We start from the raw sequence: 16,297 nt of genomic DNA on the forward strand, positions 1-16,297 counted from the left end.
CCATCATCCGTCTCCCCCTCCCCATTCCCTCTCCCTCAGGAGGAGGAGAGCTCCCGCCGCGAGAAGGACCGCCCCCGCGACCAACGGCGCGGAGAGGATCTCCCCTTCGAGGGCCCCCCCGGCGCCGCCCGCCCAAATGCCGATGCCGTTGTAGACCGCGTGCAGGAACATCGCCGGTACGATCGATCGGGTCCGCAGGACGAGCCACCCGGCGATAATCCCGAGCAGCGCGGTCGGCAGGAACCGGTAGATGCTGAGGTGGAAGAGCCCGAAGAGGAGCCCCCCCGCGAGGATGGCTCGGGCCGGCGAGAGAACCCTCCGGTACTGTCCGAGAAGAAGGCCCCGGAAGAGCATCTCCTCGCAGATCCCCGGGCTCACCGCGACCGCAAACAGGACGAAGACGAGGCCCCCCTCTCCGCTGTCCAGCAGCCTCTCGAAGGTCTCCATCATTTCTTCCGGGACGGGAAGGAACCGGCTCTGCGCGTGGAAGAGCAGGTTCGCCGCGAGAAGCGATGCCGGCGCGAGAAGAACCCCCGCGAGGAGATGCCGCGGGCTCGGCAGCCGGAGGGAGAAATCACGGCGGAAGTCGAGGCGAACCCATCGCGCGAAGACGAGCGTCGGGAGAAGGAGAAACCCCCACAGCGTGAGGATCACGCCCGAGAGAAGATCCCTCGACTGGACGAAAGACCCGAGATAGTAGAGAACGAGAATCTCGAACGCGAAGAAGACCGTCGCCTCGCGCGCCCTTGGGCGGTCGGCGGGGAGAACCCCCTGCTCTCTTCGCGCTTCTCCATAGACCGTCCGCTCGCTCGAGAGAAACGCGCGCGCCCATCGAAGGACCGCGTACGCCCCGATCGAGTTCGAGAGAACGACGAGCCCGAGAAAGAGGACCGGGTAGTTCCCGAGAAGCGCCTCCCGCACGGCCACGGCGACGTTCGCGATCGGCACGATCGCGACGATCGATTCGAGCCGCACGCCCGGGGCGACCGAGGCGGCTGCGGGGACCACGCCGAGAAGAAGCGAAGGAAGAAGGAGAGTCTGCGCTTCGCGGTAGGTCCGCGCGTGGCTCGAGATGAGGACGAGGACCGCGGAAAGAAGAAACGCGAGAGGGAGCGAGATCGCGAAGACGACCGCGGCGGAGAGGGGCGACACGGACCACGCGTCATGGAGTCCCTCTCCCCCCGCCCATCGCACGCGCGTGAAGAAAAAACTCGAGGCAAGAAAGAGGAGCGTGGCGATCACGGCCGAGACGGCGACCGCGAGGAACTTGCCGGCCACGATCGAGGAGCGCGGAGCGAGCGACGTGAGAAGGGTCTCGATCGTCTTCCGTTCGCGCTCCCCCGCAAAGAGATCGACCGCCGCGAAGGAGGCTCCGTTCAGGAGGAGAAACACGATCAGGATCGGAAGGAGCTTCCCCAGCTTCCCCCCCGCCATCCGCTCCTCCGACGCGACGTTCTTCTCCTCCACCGGGAGAACGCGCTTCAGCTCCGCGGCGCCCAAGCTGTCGAGGCGCGCCTCGCGAACCTCCGTCTTCCATTCGTCCACGATCCGGGCGACCCTCTCCCTCGCCTCGCCGGAGAGACCGCTGGAAGCGTCGTAGAAGAGAACCGCTTCCGGCTCTCCGCCGGCGGTGATCGCGAGGTCTTCCGGAAGCCGAACGCCGACATCGGCGCGGCCGGAGCGAACCGCCTCGCCCGGATCGCGGGCGCGGAGCGGCCGGACGCCGGGCGAGGAGACGATTCGCTCGCGAAGATCCGGAAGGCCCCCCTCGACGACCGCCGTCACCGTCTCCTCCTTGAGCCGGTTCTCTCCGTACGACGAAAGGCGCGCGGAGCCGAAGATCAGGATCGGATGGATGAGAACGGGGAAGACGATCATCGCCAGGACCGACCGGCGATCGCGGAGAAGGTCGATCATCTCCTTGCGGAAGACGAGTAGCGTGTCTCCGGCGCTCATCCTTCCCCCCCGCCCCGAACGAGAGAGAGGAAGATCTTCTCGAGAAAGCGCTGCCCCGTCCGCGCGCGAAGCTCCTCGAGCGAGCCGACCGAGAGAATCCGGCCGCGGTGGATGACGGCGATCCGGTCGCAGATCCGCTCCGCCTCGCTCATCACGTGGGTGGAGAAGACGACGCACTTCCCTTGGCCCCGGCACTGCTCGATGTAGGTGAGAAGCGCGTCCGCGACGAGAATATCGAGGCCGGCCGTCGGCTCGTCGAAGATGAGGATCGGAGGGTCGTGGACCACCGCGCGCGCGATCGATACCTTCTGGCGCATCCCCGTCGAGAGCTTCTCGCAGCGGACATCGGCGAACTCGTGCATGTCGAAGAGAGCAACGAGATCGCGGATGCGCTCCTCGAGCGCGTCTTTCGGGTAACGGTTGAGGAGGCCGAAGTAGCGGAGGATCTCGCGCGGGGTGAGGCGCGCGTAAAGGCCGGTCTCCCCCGAGAGGTAGCCGATCGAGCCGCGCACCTTCTCCGGCTCGCGGACGATGTCGTAGCCGTTGAGGAGTGCGCTTCCCGACGTCGGCCCGAGAATCGTCGCGAGCATACGGAGCGCCGTCGTCTTCCCCGCCCCGTTCGGCCCCAGGATCCCGAAGATCTCCCCCTCGACGCAATCGAACGAGATCGCATCGACCGCGACGACATCCCCACGCTTCGCGTCCGAATAGATCTTCTTCAGGCGGTCCGCGGCGATCATCTGCGCCATCGATCTCTCCTTCCGGCGATCGCCCGCGCCGGACGAAGCGCGAGCCGCAGCTGGCCGGTCCCCCGCACCCGCCCCTGGACGACCCCTTCCCGCCCGAGGATCTTCTCCGCAGCGAGGAGGACCGCGAACAGATAGAGGAGAAGCGAGAGGAGCGTGATCGCGGTCGGGAGCGGCGGGAAGCTCCCGACGAGCGCGCTCCGAAGGAGGAGAGTCGCGTTCGTCAGGGGGATGAGGGCGGTGAACGGCCCGAACTCGACTCCGGGGGAGGCGCCCGCGACCGCGGGAAGAAGGGAGAGGATGTAGAAGGGGGTGAGGTATCCCTGTCCTTCCTTGAAGGTCCGCGCCGGAGACGCGACGAGGATCATCGACGCGGAGAAGAACGCGCCGAGGAGGAGCCCGCCTCCGAGGATGACGGGGATCGCGCTCCAGGGAACCCCGATCGAGAACTCTCCCTCGCCTCCGAAAAGACCCGCTTGATGTCTCAAGGTGAGGATCATGCTCGCGAGGTTCACCAGAAGCGCCGCGAGCGAGGCGGCGAGCACCGAGAGGAACTTGCCGGCGACGAGGCTCGCGCGCGGCGCGCCCGACGCGAGTAGGCTCTCCAGGGTCCGCCTCTCCCTCTCGCCGACCAGGACGTCGATCGCGGGATACATCGCGCCCATCGAGAGCATGATCACGAGGATCATCGGAAGAAGGAGAGACAGCACGTACCGCCCCATCGCTTCCGGCGAGGCGATGTTCTCCTCGCGCACGGCGAGGACGCTCAGAACCGCCTCGGTCGCCCCGTAGGCGGCCGCCCGCTCGCGGAGGAGGGCGCGCCTCGTCTCCTCCCATCGCTCCCGGAGACGCTCGCGCGCCGTGAGGGAGCGATCGCTCGAGAGGTCGAAGAACGCCTCGATCGCGGGGCCGCGATCATCGGCCGAATGGACGCGAAGAAACGCATCGAGCGTCCCCTCGGCGACCGCCTCCTCTCCGGATTCCTGGCGGACGATTTCGAAGCGCGGATCCTTCCGGAGCTCCGCGAAGAGACGCGTCGATGCCTCCTCGCCTTCCCAGGCGATCCGCGCGGTCTGACGCTCGAGAGCGCCGGCCCGATACTGCATCACCTGGCCGAACAACAAGAGCATGACCGGATAGAGGAAGATCGGAAGAACGAGCGAATAGACGACGACGTGCCGGTCGCGAAGAGCGGAGCGGGTCTCCGTGCGAAACACCGCGGCGGTCAGGGAGAAATCCTTGAGGATCAAAACATCTCCTCGGGGCGGCGCCCTCGTGCGGACGCGCGATCCCGCTTTCTCTCTCCCGCCGCGCCGAAACGCATCCCGCCTCTACGGCGAGAGGAGCCGAGTTTCGATCCTTCGGAGGGAGTCATGGGCGGGAGTGGAAGAGATCGCCCATCCCTTCAAGGGAGAGAAGCTTCTTCTTCAGGGCCACGCCTCCCGAGAACCCTCCGAGGGAGCCGGTCCGGGCGATCACGCGGTGGCAGGGAACAACGACCGGAAGCGGGTTCCGCGAGAGAGCGCCTCCGACCGCCCGCATCGCCCCGGGCCTTCCCACCGCTTCGGCGAGCTGCTTGTAGCATCGGACGGTGCCGTAGGGGATCCGCGCGCACGCGTCGAGAACCGCCGCGCGGAAAGAGCTCGCCCCCATCAGCCGGTAGGGGAACGTGAAGCGCTTGCGGCGCCCGGCGAAGTACTCCAAAAGCTCACGCCGCGCCGCGCGGAGAGCTCCGGGGTCGGTTCGCGCTCGGCGGACGCCGAGGGGCGCCGTCTCTCGGAGCCAATCCGACTCGTTCCGCTTTCCGAAGACCGTTCCGACCACGACCCCCTCGAGGGACGCGGCGCCGAACCAGCCGAGCGGGGTCTCGAACGAGTCGACGAGAAGGAGCCCGCCCCCGCGCGCGGGCGCCTCCCGGAGAACCCTCTTCTGCATCTTCTTCCATTCGGAGGCACGGAGAACCGCGCCGTGGAGCCGCCGAAAGGCGCGAACCGCTGAGAGCGTCTCCCTCGCCACGCGATCGCCGACCTCTCCCTCCTCGATTCCGGCCCCCTCCGGTGCCGCGAGGATCTTGCGGAGAGATTCTCCCCTCGCGCGGCCGCGCGGCGCGGCGGGGAGACGCTTCCTTCCCGCCCGCTCCCGTTCGAAGAGAAGAAGGCCGTGTTCCGCCGCCCCGATGGGATCCCCTGCCTTTTTACCGAGCGCCGCCGCGACCTCGGTCTCCGGCCGTTCGAAGCCGACGAGAAGGGCGATCGCGCATCGCTCGGCGAGCGGAACGGAGCTCCACGCGCGGAGGAGCGCCGCTTCCTCCGAGCCCGCGCCTCGGACGCCGTCATCGACCTCGACCGGGCGGTAGTGGCTGCGGCCGAGCGCGCGGAGATGCCCCCTCGCCCGCACGAGAGCGGAGCGGAAAACCGCGGCCTCGGAGACATCCCCGGACGAGCGGTCCGCCGGAAGCCGAAGCACCTCGCCGTAGAAGAGATCCTCGGCATCGAGCGGGTCGGGAACCAAGAGGAGGAAGAGGCGCGCGAGGTCTTCCCCGAGCCGGTCGACGAAAGGAACGAGGTCGGGAGGGGTGTGAGCGCGTGCCATTGGAAGTTCCCCGCTTCGCCTTCGACTCTATCGAATCCCGAGGCGGCGGGGAAGAGAATCCTCGGAGCGACCGAGGTGCGGGAGTCGACGAAATCGCCTTCTCTGCATATAGTGGGAACAGAAGCTCCGGCTCGCCCCCTCCGCTCCCCCGAACCGGAAGGACGTCCTCTCCCCCGCCCGCGCGGTCTCCCAGAAAGGCGCGAAGCAAGCAAACCCGCAGTAGACGGATGTTCCGGCCGGCGGATCGGCCGTATCGCAGCGCCCCTGCGGCTGCCGTGAACCTCGATGCCCGACCCGAGTTGCTCGATGCTTACCCCCTGGTTGCGAGGTCGAGGGTCTCACGCTTCGCGCGGGGGCCTTCTTTCGTCCGATCGAGAGGTCAGGCGCCGAGGGGTCTCCCCTTCTCCTTCCGCCGCACCGAGTCCAAGCCGTGTTTCTTGAAGAGATGCCACATGCTCCGCTCGCTGATCCCGAGCTTGCGCGCGGCCTTCGCCTGCACCCATCCCGTTTCCTCGAGGGCGGAGACGAGAAGGTTCTTCTCATACTCCTCCGTCCGCCGGCGGAACGACGAGAAATCCTCACCGGTCCCCTCGTCGGATTCCGCCGCCTCGCGAATCGCGGCGGGAAGATCCTGGGGCCGGACCACGGCGCCGTCCCCGACGACCACCGCTCTCTCGATCGCGTTCTCCAGCTCGCGGATGTTGCCGGGCCAGCGGTAGCGAAGAAGAAGGTCGAGCGCCTTTCGGGAGATCCTCTTCGGCGGAAGCCCGTTCATGCGGCAGTAATGGTCGATGAAGTACTCGACGAGAGGCTCGATGTCCTCGACCCGCTCACGGAGCGGCGGGATCCGGATCGTGATCACGTTCAGGCGGTAGTAGAGGTCCTCCCGAAAGCGCTTCTCGCGGATCTCCCGATCGAGGTCCTTGTTCGTGGCCGCGATCACGCGAACCCGGACGCGGATCGGGCGCGTCCCCCCCACCCGTTCGAACTCCCTCTCCTGCAGGATCCGGAGGACCTTCGACTGCGTGAGGAGGCTCATGTCGCCGATCTCGTCGAGGAAGATCGTGCCGCCGTCGGCGAGCTCGAACTTCCCGATCCGCTTGTCCACGTTCGTCGCGATGTTCTTTTCGATCCCGAAGAGCTCGCTCTCGAGGAGGGTCTCGGGGATCGCCGCGCAGTTCACCTTCACGAACGGCTTCTTGAGCCGAACGCTTTCGTGATGAACCATTGATGCGATGAGCTCCTTGCCGGTCCCGCTCTCCCCGACGATGAGGACCGAAGAGTTCACGTTGAGGACCTTGCGCGCGTTTCGAAGAACCTCGAAAATCCCTCGCGAGCGCCCGATGACCGGGCGCGCGAAGTTGCGCGCCTCCTCCCTCTCCTCGGCGGCGCGATCGGACGCGGCGCCCCCGAGCCACCCGTTTCTCCAGCACGCGAGCTCGATGAGGTAGAGGAGCGACGGAAGATCCTTCTCCGGAACGACCGTGACGCTGCGGAGGAGATCCTCGTCCGGACTCCGGCCCGCGGTCTTGCGGATCCAGACGAGCGGGAGATCTCCCAGGCGCCGATTCCTCCAGCTCTGAAAGAACGGGTCCTCGAACAGGTCGCCGAGAACGACCACAAGGCTCGGGGTCGGGCGGGGGAGCACCTGCGGGAGCCGCTCCGGCTCCTCCGCCAGGCTGAAGCGGAGAGGGATGCGGGAGCGTTTCTCGACAAGCAGGCGGACTCTCTCCGCGCCCTCGCCGCAGATCAGGATTTGGGGAGTGCTCACCATGATGCTCCGATGCCCTTCGCATGAGGCATCCGCCGGAACCGCAGGATCTTACGATGGGGAGCTCGCGACCACGATCGGGTATCTCGCAGCGTTTCGCATATAGTATAAGGGGTTCCGGCCGGGATTGTCAACGAAGCACGCGGGCGGGTCGCGGCGGCTCGGGCAAGAGGGTCCATCGGGCGCGGCGGTTGACACCCCCCTCGGATTCCCCTATCTTCACCGGGAGCCCGCCTTTCCGAGGAAGGACCGGTCGGCGTCCCCATCGTCTAGCCAGGTCAGGACACCGCCCTTTCACGGCGGCAACACGGGTTCGAATCCCGTTGGGGACGCCAAGCCAGGAGTGCCGACCGGCGTGGAGCTTCCCGAAACGAAGACGAAAAGTCGCCGGGGGAGCAGAATCCCCGGCGCCGATTTTTGATCTCTGAAGTTTCCAGCCGCGCCGCTATCCGAAGAAGACCTCCGCGACCTTGAAGAGAGTCTCGTCCACCCGCTTCGGCCCGCGAATCGCCTTCTCGAGCGGGACAAGCTCGATCGCCTCCCCCTTCAGCGCGACCATGCGGCCGAAGTCTCCATCGTGCACCGCCTCGACCGCGCGCACGCCGAACCGGGTGCCGAGGATCCTGTCGTACGCGGTCGGGGTTCCCCCCCGCTGGATGTAACCGAGCATCGTGACACGCGTCTGGATTCCGGTCCGCTCCTCGATCTGCCGGGCGAGGACCGAACCGATGCCGCCGAGATGGACGTGGCCGAACTCGTCCAGCTTGTGCGATTGGACGACCGGTTCGTCTTGCCCCCTCTCGAGAGCCCCCTCGGCGACGACCACGATCGAGAAGGGCTTCACCTCGTGGCGTTTCTTGAGAATGCCGCAGAGCTCGTCGATGTCGTAAGGATTCTCCGGGATGAGGATCGCGTCCGCGCCCCCCGCGAGGCCGCTCATCACGGCGATCCAGCCGGTGTGCCGGCCCATCACCTCAACGACCATGATCCGATGATGCGATTCGGCCGTCGTGTGAAGACGGTCGATCGCCTCGGTCACGATGTGCACCGCCGTGTGGAAACCGAACGTGTAGTCGGTCTCGGCGATGTCGTTGTCGATCGTCTTGGGAACGCCCACGACCTTCGCGCCGCTCCTGTAAAGCTCGTTACAGACGCGGAGCGTGTCGTCCCCGCCGATCGCGATGACCGCGTCGAGCTCCTGCCGCTTCATCGTCTCCAGGATCTTCTCCATCTGATCCGGCTTCCCGATCGGGTTCGTCCGGGACGTCCCAAGAATCGTCCCCCCGCGAGGGAGAATCCCCGAGACGCTCGCGAGCTTCAGCTCGATCGATTCGTTCTGAAGAAGACCCTTCCAACCGTTCCGTATCCCGATGACGGTGTCGCCGTACGATACGATCGCCTTGCGCGTCACTGCACGGATCACCGCGTTCAGACCGGGGCAATCGCCCCCGCCGGTGAGCATTCCGATCTTCATCTGCGCTCTTTCCTCCGTGCGCCCCTCCAGGCGCTCGCGCGTGTTTCCCTCTCCGTCGGTAGGGAGGAAAAGTAAACCAAAACGCCCGATGCGGCAACGGTTTATTTGCCCTTTGCGGACGTTCGTTCCGTTCCTCCTTGACGCTCGTCAACGGCCGGTCTACGTTGAGGTTAGATTCTCTCTTCTTCGAGTGGGAGGTCGTCATGGCGCATGTGAAGGCTCGTCCCGGCTCCGGCTTCTCCGCGGCCGCTCTCTTCCTGGCCCTCCACCTCTCTCCGAATCTCGCCGAGGCGGTCGAGCCGAAGGGAACCGTCCCCCCTCGTCTCACGACGCGGCCCGGCGCGAGCGAGCCGACCGTTTCGAGCCCGATCCGGGAGGCGGCGAATGTTTATGTGTTCGAGGACGACCGCCACCGGATCGAGTTCATGGAGGAGGGCTGGCTTCTCCGGTTCAAGCCGGACGAACGCTCCGCGGTCGCCTATTGGCTCGTGGAGGTCTACGGAGATCGAGGACCCGTCCTCTGGACGCGAGAGCGGGGTCTTCTCAGCTTCGGAACGAAGGAAGGGGCCGTGCGTTACGTGAGGACCCCGCTTCTCACGGAGGAGTACCAAGTCGACCGATACGGCATCCGCCAGGTCTGGCGCTTCTCCGACAACCCGGCGTGGGAAGGGGGCGACATCCTGATCGTGGGCGAGATGCTGACGCCGTTCGAGGTCCGCCTCATCGACGGGAAGATCCACTTCTTCGATCGCGAAGGATGGGTCGGCTCCTTCTGCGCGTTCGAGGCGCAAGGCCCCGAGGGAGACGCTCTCCCTCTCGCACCGAAACTGGAAGGGAAGAAGATCACGCTGGCGGTTCCGGGGAGTTGGCTCTATCGCCTCGGGCGCCCGCGCATGTGACCCCTCGGCGCCGCGCTTCCCCCTGTGTCAGGTACATCCGCCGGACGCATCCGCACGCGGACCTATCCGCCGTACGAGCCCTTGCCGGCCCCCTCGAGCGGACCTTCGCGCAGAATGCGGAAGAGATCGGCCGGGCCTTCCGCGAGGCAGAGGTGTTCCAGACCGCCCTCGCTCCGCACTCGTTCGGGAGTGTAGTCATCGATGAGGAGCCCGTTCGCGCGCGAAACCGCCTCCGCCGGGAGAACGCCGACCCCGCCCGCCCCCTCCCGCCGGAGCGCGCGGACGATGTCCGCCCCCGGAAGAAGCCCCGCGACCTCGACCGCCGTCCCGAGAAAGCGGTTCGTGACCGGGAGGAGCCGAATGCGAAGGGCGAGCTCCCGCTCGACCCGCCGGAGAAGGGGCGCGAGAACAGGAGCGAAGAGCGTCCCCGTCACGACCGTGAGATCATCGAGAACCGGCACCCGCCCTCTCTTCTTCCTTCTCTCGGCCTCGAAACCGTCGACGAAGCGGCGAACCATCCCGATGCCGTCCTCGATCATTCCGAACTCCTCGTACTCCTCCGCCGGCGGGATCGGAAGCTCCGCCCGGAGAAAGAACTCGTCCGCGGCGAAGACGAAGCGGCTTCCGACGCGCGCGAGAAGCATGCGCTGATGCCGGGCGATCCGCTCGACGATCGCGCGGGCGATCTCGGCGGTCACGGGACGGAGAAGCGGATGCGGGCGAGCACGCTCCGAGAGGCTGACCGGAACGACGGCGAGCCCCCGGAAGCGCGGGTGGCGCCGCGCGAGCTCCTCGATCGTCTCGTCGAGCACGGTCCCGTCGTTCACGCCGGGACAAAGCACCACCTGCCCCCAGATCTCGATCCCCTCGGCGAGAAGGCGATCCATCGTTGGGAGAAGAGGCCGCCTCGGCCGCCGGCCGAGCAGCACGGCCCGCACCTCGTCATCGACGGCGTGCACGGAAACATAGAGCGGCGAAAGGCGCTGCTCGACGATGCGCTCGATCTCCCGTTCCCTGAGCGTGGAGAGCGTGATGTAGTTGCCGTGAAGAAAGGAGAGACGATAGTCCTCGTCCTTCACAAGAAGCGACGGGCGGACGCCGGGCGGAAGCTGATCGACGAAACAGAAGATACAGTCCGAGCCGCAGACCTTCGGGCGGATCTCCGCGAGGGTGACCCCCCGCAACGGGAATTCTTCGTCGGGAAGACGGGTTCGAATCCGCTCCCCCTCTCGATCGAGAAGAAGATCGATCTCTCCGATCGCCGCGTGGAAGCGGACGTCGAGATGGTCCTCCACCTCCCTCCCGTTCACCTCGAGAAGGCGGTCCCCGACTCGGACGCCGCTCCGCGCCGCCGGCGATTCCGCGTCGAGCCGCTCTACCCGCACGCCTCGCGCCATCGACTCTCCTCCGCTCCCCCGTAGTATAGCCGGGGAGGAACCCATGCGGCCCCCTCGCGTTCTGCAACCGCCTCGGTCTCATCTGCAACGAAACCCGAGGGCCGTTTGTTCAGGAATTCAACAAGCGGCCTCCCGGAGAACCGTCGGGCCGCCCTCCCCGCGCGGCCCGAGTCGGCGGAGATCCCGAAGAAGATTGGAGTTCCGCGCGCCCGCGTGCCGTGGCTTTTCCGAGCCCGGTCCCTGGCACATGCCTTGCCATGGAACCGCCCGGACCTCAAACAACAGGCTCTGCATGCTCCATAAGGAGGGGTCGATCATGAGATCACGGAAACGGCTGGTGGCGCTCGTCCTCGTTCTCGCTCTCCTCGTTCCGTACGCGGCTCTCGCCGGGGAGAGACCCGGGGCGCAGGTAACGAACACGCGCACGGACGATTCGGGAGTCATCACCGGCCAGCAGGACATCCGCGGCCGGACCGCGATGGGCGGGCTCCTTTTCTGGTACCAGTACTTCCAGATGCTCCGTTGCTTCTCCCGCTGGGGGATCGCGTTCTAGCGGGGAGTGCGAGCCCTCTCGGGCCCGGCGCCCGAGAGACGAAGGGGAAAGGCGGTGAGACCCGTGCGTCTCACCGCCTCGACTTCTTCCCGGCCGCGCGGCTCTACCGAAGAAGCATGATCCGCCGGGTCTCGGCGGCATCGCCGCTCTTGAGACGGCAGAAGTAGAGTCCTGAAGCAACGGGCCGCCCGGATCGATCGGTCCCGTCCCACGCCGCCTGATGAACCCCCGCTTCCTGCACCCCGTCGACGAGCGAGCGGACGAGTCGGCCGCTCACGCTGAAGATATCCAACGAGACCCGCGCCTTGGCGGGAATCGTGTAGGAGAAGGTCGTGTGCGGGTTGAACGGGTTCGGACGGTTCTCCCCGAGGGCGAACACGAGCGGCGCGCCGCCCGTCTCAACCGCCTGGACCGACGTTGAAATGTCGCTCCAGACGAGGATCCGCATCTCGTCGATCGCCGCGTGGATTCGGGTCGCGCTTCCCGTGTCCTGGGCCGCGAAGCGGAACCGGACCTGATCCGGGAACGCGAAGAGGGAGTCGATCTCCACCTCGACTTCCACCCACGACTCGGTCCCCTCGTTCGTGTCCTCGACGCTCACCCAGGTTCCGCCGCCGTCGTTCGAGACATCGACCTTCCAGTAGTCGTCGCGGCCGACGAGCGGCCCCACCGCCTCGAAGTCGTTCGAATACCAGCGCGCGTACCGGACCACGACTCCTTGCTTGCCGAAGAGGTCGTAGACCGGCGAGAAGAGCGTCGTCTTTCCGTTGTTCACATTGGCCGTGTTCCCCGTGACGAAGCAGTCTTCTCCGTCGCCCGAGGTCGCGTCGTATTCGGGCCGCGTCTCGTTTCCGATCGGCTCGGCGTTGATCCAAATGCCGGCAGTCGCGTTGTCGGTCGAGTCCCCGATCGTCCAGCTCCCCAAGCTCTCGCACGGATCGTAGTGGAACACGACGTCGTAGCGATGGAGCGCGACCGGAGCGTTCGTTGGGCTCCAATCGACGTGCGAGGCGGAATCGGCCGCCTCGATGTAATACTCGACGCGCGCGTTCCGGGAGACGGCCGGGATCTCCGCTTCGTACTCATCGGGAGATCCGGTCGGCGCCATCGGGATCTCGTCGAACGAGCCCCCGGAGACCCGAACCCAAAGCTTTACCGATGAAGGATCGATGCCGGTCGAGAGTCCCTCCACCGTCGCGACGACGTTTCGCGCGAGGAGTGTGTCGGTCGTCGAGGGGAGGCCGGCGTGCGTGATCCGCACCCCCTCGCTCACGACCGGCGCCGCGAACCCTCGGCGAACCGCCGCGCTCGCGAGATCGGCGAAGTTCGGCGTGCCGTTGTCGAGGTTCCCGTCCGGATCGTCGTAGAGAAAGACCCAGGTCACCTGGTCCTGCATGTTTGCCGGGAGGCCTGCCTTCCGCGAGAAGTGCCAGAGATGCTTGAGGATCGAATCGGCAACTGCCGATCCGTAGTTCGTCACGAGGTTCGTGCGGGCCTCCCAGAAGAAGCCGCTGACGAGCTGCCCATCGTGGTGCCCCTGGCCGTTCTGATCGTCCGGGTACATCATCGAGTGGTTCGCGGTGCGGATCCCCAGGTGGCATTCACCGCTATAGAAGTTCGTTCCGAGCATCGCGTTTCGCAGCATGAGAAGCGGCAGGATGTCTGAGTTCCCCTCGCTCACCGCCCCGTCATACGAGTAGTTTCCGTAGAGCCGCTGGGTCACGCCGTGGCCGTACTCGTGATAGACAACGTCCCCGAGCCGGGCGGTGTTCGAGTAGTTCGATCCCTCCTTGCAGAAGTTCATGTGCTGGCCGTCCCACCAGGCGTTGCCCGGACAATAGCCGTCGGTGCGGTTCACACGGACGCGCATCCGGTAGTCGAGGCCGGTGAAGGACGGATCGAGCGTCTTCATGAAGTCGCGAACGATGTTCGCGTGGTGCCAGCCGTCCCTCTCGGCGATGTGCGAGTTCGCGTCGTCCCAATGGAAGGAGGCGGGAGAACCGGGCAGAACCCGGACCGTGTCCCGGGCGCTCGGGCCGTCGTAGTTCTCGACGAGGAAGCGCGGCCCGTAGAAGCGCGTCCAGATGTCCACCGAATCGGAACCGGCGTGGGCGATGAGGAACGATCCGTCCGCTCCCGACGTGGCGCTCGCCCCGCCGACGACCTGGACGCTCGCCTCTTTCACCGGGCGTGTCTCCGCAGACACGCAGGGGCTCGGATCATCGACCGTCGAGGTCAACATCCCGATCACGTCGACGAACTCGTAGAGGTTTCTCCTGCCGAAGATCTCTCCGGTGCGCGCGTCCACCCACGACTCCCAATTCCCGAGCGGCTCGACCATCTCGGTGCGGACGCGCCACGAGAGACGGTACTCGTATCGCGTCTCCCCGCGGATCGGGTAGATCCAGAGAGAAGCCTCGCGCGCGCCGTCCCTCCCCTCGACGTAGCCGAGCTCGAGCCCGGCGATCGCGACCGCTTCCTCGCGGCCGAGCGAGGGGACCGTGCTCATCTCGAGATCCGGGTGAAAATCGCTCCCCACCGCGTAGATCCTCCCCTCGCGCGTGAAGAGCACGTGCGCGCGCCCGCCGAGAACGGGGACCCCCTCATGGACTTCGGGGAAGAGCACTGCCCACCGATCCATCGCGAAGACTGCCGACGGCTCCCCGAACCGGCGCGGGTCCGCCCGAAGAAGATCCGCGTGCTCGGCGAGGAAGACCTCGGCGATCTCCGCCGCCCGCTCCTCAGTGTCGATCGCGCCGGCCGCGTACTCGATGCCGCTTCCAACGAGCTGATGGGGCGTCCCGAGAAGAGGGTCTCTCTGAACGGCCCAGGCGCCCCCGACCCGGCGCGCGAAGCGATCGAGATCCGCGTCGATCCCCTCCTCGCCGCGGACGAAGCGCCCGTAGGAGAGCGGCTCCGTCGCGGGGGCGAGGATCTCCCATTCCGCGCTCGGGCGCTCCGGCGGAAGAACGGCGAAGGCCTGGAAGGCCGAACATGCGAAGAACGAGACAAACAGCGCGGCGCGTGCAGAGCGCGACATGGCATCTCCTTCCCGGTTGTGCGTTCGGGGAGACTTCAGAGGACGCTCCTGCCGCAAGGACGGGCGTCCGCCCGCGGTGCGAATCGGGAGAACCCGCGGGTTCGCGTGCAATTATAGCAAACGGAAGGCCGCGGGGCAATTCGTTCTAGTATTCGACATACCCGAGCGCGCGGAGCCTCTCGCGGGTCGCCTCGTCGACCTCGATCGTGTCCACCCGCTCGGGAGCGTAGGTCGAGATCTCCTGGATGAGAGCAGCGAGCAGGTTGCGGTGGCGGATCGCCTCCTCGGGATGGGTGTCGAACGCGGTTCTCGTCTCGCCCGGATCGTCCTGGAGATCGAAGAAGGCGTCCCCGACGTCCGTGTTTCCTTTGGAGTTCAACGTCATCACGTACTTGAAACGCTCGGTGCGGAGGCCCCGGAGATCGTACGGGCCGTAGCGGGTGAGGATCTGCTCCAGATACGCCAGCCTCTCCGGCCCTTCGTCCTTCCGGCCGAACGCGGGAGCAAGAAGGCTCCGGCCCCGCGCGCGGGGATCGGGCGGGATCCGGAGGAACTCGAGGATCGTCGGGACAATGTCCACGCTCGAAGCGACCGGATCGACGACCCGCGAGGTCCGCTTGAGCGGGGGGAACCGGATCGGAAGCGGGAACGAAAAGACAAGCGGGACACGGATCGACTCCTCATAGAGGGTCCGGTTGTGTCCCCACTTTCCGTGCTCCCAAAACTCCTCCCCGTGGTCCGCCGTGTAGACGAACAGCGCGTTCTGGAAGAGCCTCCGTTCCTCGAGGACGCGCATGAGCTCGCGGAGCTCCGCGTCCCAATAGGCGATCGTTCCGTCGTACTGCGCGAGGAGATGAAAGAGGGTTCTCTCCTCCGGCTTATTGTTCGGCCCCTGATACCAATCGGTGATCGGCTCCCCCGGCCACTCGGGGTCGAAGAGCCGCTGGAACGGAGGAGGGGACACGTACGGGTTGTGCGGATCGACATAGAAGAGAAATCCGAAAATGGGCGGCTCGTTCCCCTCGTCGATCCACATCAAGAGGCGGTCGTTCACCATCCCGGCGGGGGTGTGCGCCCAGCCCGGATCGAACTCGTATGCGTCGAAACCCTGCGCGAACCCGTTGTACGGCCCGAGATGCGGGTTCGTCGTGTAGCCGTAGGTCTTGTACCCGTGGTCGAGCAGGTATTCCGGGAGGAGCGCGAAGCGCTCCGACAACACATGATGGTAGTTCGTCATCCCGTGCTCGCTCGGGTAGCACGAGGCGAGGATGCACGGCGTCGTGACGATCGTGTGCGATCCTTGCGACATGGCATTCCGGAAGACGACCGACTCCCTTCCCATCTCCCGGAGGAAGGGGGTCGTGTCCCGCTCGTAGCCGTAGAGTGAGAGGTGGTCCGCGCGGGTCGCGTCGGTCACGAAGAGAAAGACGTTCGGTAAACCGCGGAGGTTCAGCGGAACGAAGACGGCGAAGAAGAGGACGGGGAGGGCCGCCCCGAGCACGAGGATCACCGAACGGCGCGCGCCCCGCGCCGCGAGAAGCGCATGGAAGAGCGCGCCCCCCGCCGCCGCGAGAAGCGCCCCGCACGCGAGGAAGAAGCCGAAGTAGGGGACCCTCTGGTCTCCTGCGATCTCTCCGAACCGGAGAAGAGCGATCTCAGCGACCGCGGCGGCAAGCCCGATCGCCGCGCCGAGAAGAAGTAGCGTGAGAAGGCTCGCCCGGGGGAACTCCTCCCGCGGGTGTTCGGCCTCGCCGGGTCCGTTCAGGTTCGTCAGGGTCGGAATCTCCTCTCGCCTCCGGGGAAGCGCCGTTTTTTCCCGTGAACGATACCACACGCGCCCCCGCCGGGCGGAAGAAAAGCCCCCCCTCG

At 66.4% G+C, this 16,297-nt stretch carries 11 protein-coding genes and 1 tRNA gene; 3 read left to right on the forward strand and 9 right to left on the reverse strand.

Going from position 1 to position 16,297, the window contains the following annotated elements:
• Positions 1 to 3 precede the first annotated feature (3 nt).
• From FJY73_02455 to FJY73_02475, 5 genes are all read right to left on the reverse strand, one after another.
• Complete coding sequence (locus FJY73_02455) at positions 4 to 1,956, reverse strand: CPBP family intramembrane metalloprotease (GenBank protein MBM3319518.1); 1,953 nt, start codon at positions 1,954 to 1,956, stop codon at positions 4 to 6.
• Complete coding sequence (locus FJY73_02460; protein MBM3319519.1) at positions 1,953 to 2,696, reverse strand: ATP-binding cassette domain-containing protein; 744 nt, start codon at positions 2,694 to 2,696, stop codon at positions 1,953 to 1,955. Before FJY73_02460 ends, FJY73_02455 begins: the two co-directional genes overlap by 4 nt.
• On the reverse strand, positions 2,693 to 3,952 hold the full coding sequence (locus FJY73_02465; protein ID MBM3319520.1) for an ABC transporter permease: 1,260 nt from the start codon (positions 3,950 to 3,952) through the stop codon (positions 2,693 to 2,695). The genes FJY73_02460 and FJY73_02465 overlap by 4 nt, the downstream gene beginning before the upstream one ends.
• A 121-nt stretch (positions 3,953 to 4,073) precedes the next feature.
• The gene (locus FJY73_02470; protein ID MBM3319521.1) at positions 4,074 to 4,355 is read right to left on the reverse strand and encodes an MGMT family protein; all 282 of its coding nucleotides are present in this window, start codon (positions 4,353 to 4,355) and stop codon (positions 4,074 to 4,076) included.
• Between the two features lie 1,318 nt (positions 4,356 to 5,673).
• Positions 5,674 to 7,068 (reverse strand): sigma 54-interacting transcriptional regulator, encoded by a 1,395-nt coding sequence (locus tag FJY73_02475; GenBank protein ID MBM3319522.1) that lies wholly within the window; start codon positions 7,066 to 7,068, stop codon positions 5,674 to 5,676.
• Between the two features lie 255 nt (positions 7,069 to 7,323).
• Between FJY73_02475 and FJY73_02480 the strand changes: the two genes are divergently transcribed.
• Positions 7,324 to 7,400: transfer RNA gene (locus FJY73_02480), tRNA-Glu, on the forward strand.
• A gap of 110 nt (positions 7,401 to 7,510) precedes the next feature.
• Here the strand turns inward: FJY73_02480 and FJY73_02485 are convergent.
• Positions 7,511 to 8,539 carry a 6-phosphofructokinase gene (locus FJY73_02485; protein MBM3319523.1) on the reverse strand — a complete coding sequence of 343 codons (1,029 nt, stop codon included), beginning with the start codon at positions 8,537 to 8,539 and terminating at the stop codon, positions 7,511 to 7,513.
• A 203-nt stretch (positions 8,540 to 8,742) separates the two neighbouring features.
• On the opposite strand from FJY73_02485, the gene FJY73_02490 reads away from it, so the two are divergent.
• Entirely contained in the window at positions 8,743 to 9,438 is a 696-nt protein-coding gene (locus FJY73_02490) for a hypothetical protein (GenBank protein ID MBM3319524.1), read from the forward strand.
• A 62-nt stretch (positions 9,439 to 9,500) separates the two neighbouring features.
• Here the strand turns inward: FJY73_02490 and FJY73_02495 are convergent, their stop codons facing one another.
• The gene (locus FJY73_02495) at positions 9,501 to 10,835 is read right to left on the reverse strand and encodes a DUF512 domain-containing protein (protein MBM3319525.1); all 1,335 of its coding nucleotides are present in this window, start codon (positions 10,833 to 10,835) and stop codon (positions 9,501 to 9,503) included.
• Between the two features lie 316 nt (positions 10,836 to 11,151).
• On the opposite strand from FJY73_02495, the gene FJY73_02500 reads away from it, so the two are divergent.
• Positions 11,152 to 11,388 carry a hypothetical protein gene (locus FJY73_02500; GenBank protein ID MBM3319526.1) on the forward strand — a complete coding sequence of 79 codons (237 nt, stop codon included), beginning with the start codon at positions 11,152 to 11,154 and terminating at the stop codon, positions 11,386 to 11,388.
• Between the two features lie 103 nt (positions 11,389 to 11,491).
• Here the strand turns inward: FJY73_02500 and FJY73_02505 are convergent, their stop codons facing one another.
• On the reverse strand, positions 11,492 to 14,428 hold the full coding sequence (locus FJY73_02505; protein ID MBM3319527.1) for a T9SS type A sorting domain-containing protein: 2,937 nt from the start codon (positions 14,426 to 14,428) through the stop codon (positions 11,492 to 11,494).
• Between the two features lie 145 nt (positions 14,429 to 14,573).
• A complete protein-coding gene (locus FJY73_02510) occupies positions 14,574 to 16,262 on the reverse strand; it encodes a sulfatase-like hydrolase/transferase (protein ID MBM3319528.1) in 1,689 nt (562 codons plus the stop codon).
• Positions 16,263 to 16,297: the final 35 nt, after the last annotated feature.

The sequence above is a fragment of the Candidatus Eisenbacteria bacterium genome, assembly GCA_016867715.1.
Taxonomy (GTDB): Bacteria; Orphanbacterota; Orphanbacteria; order Orphanbacterales; family Orphanbacteraceae; genus VGIW01.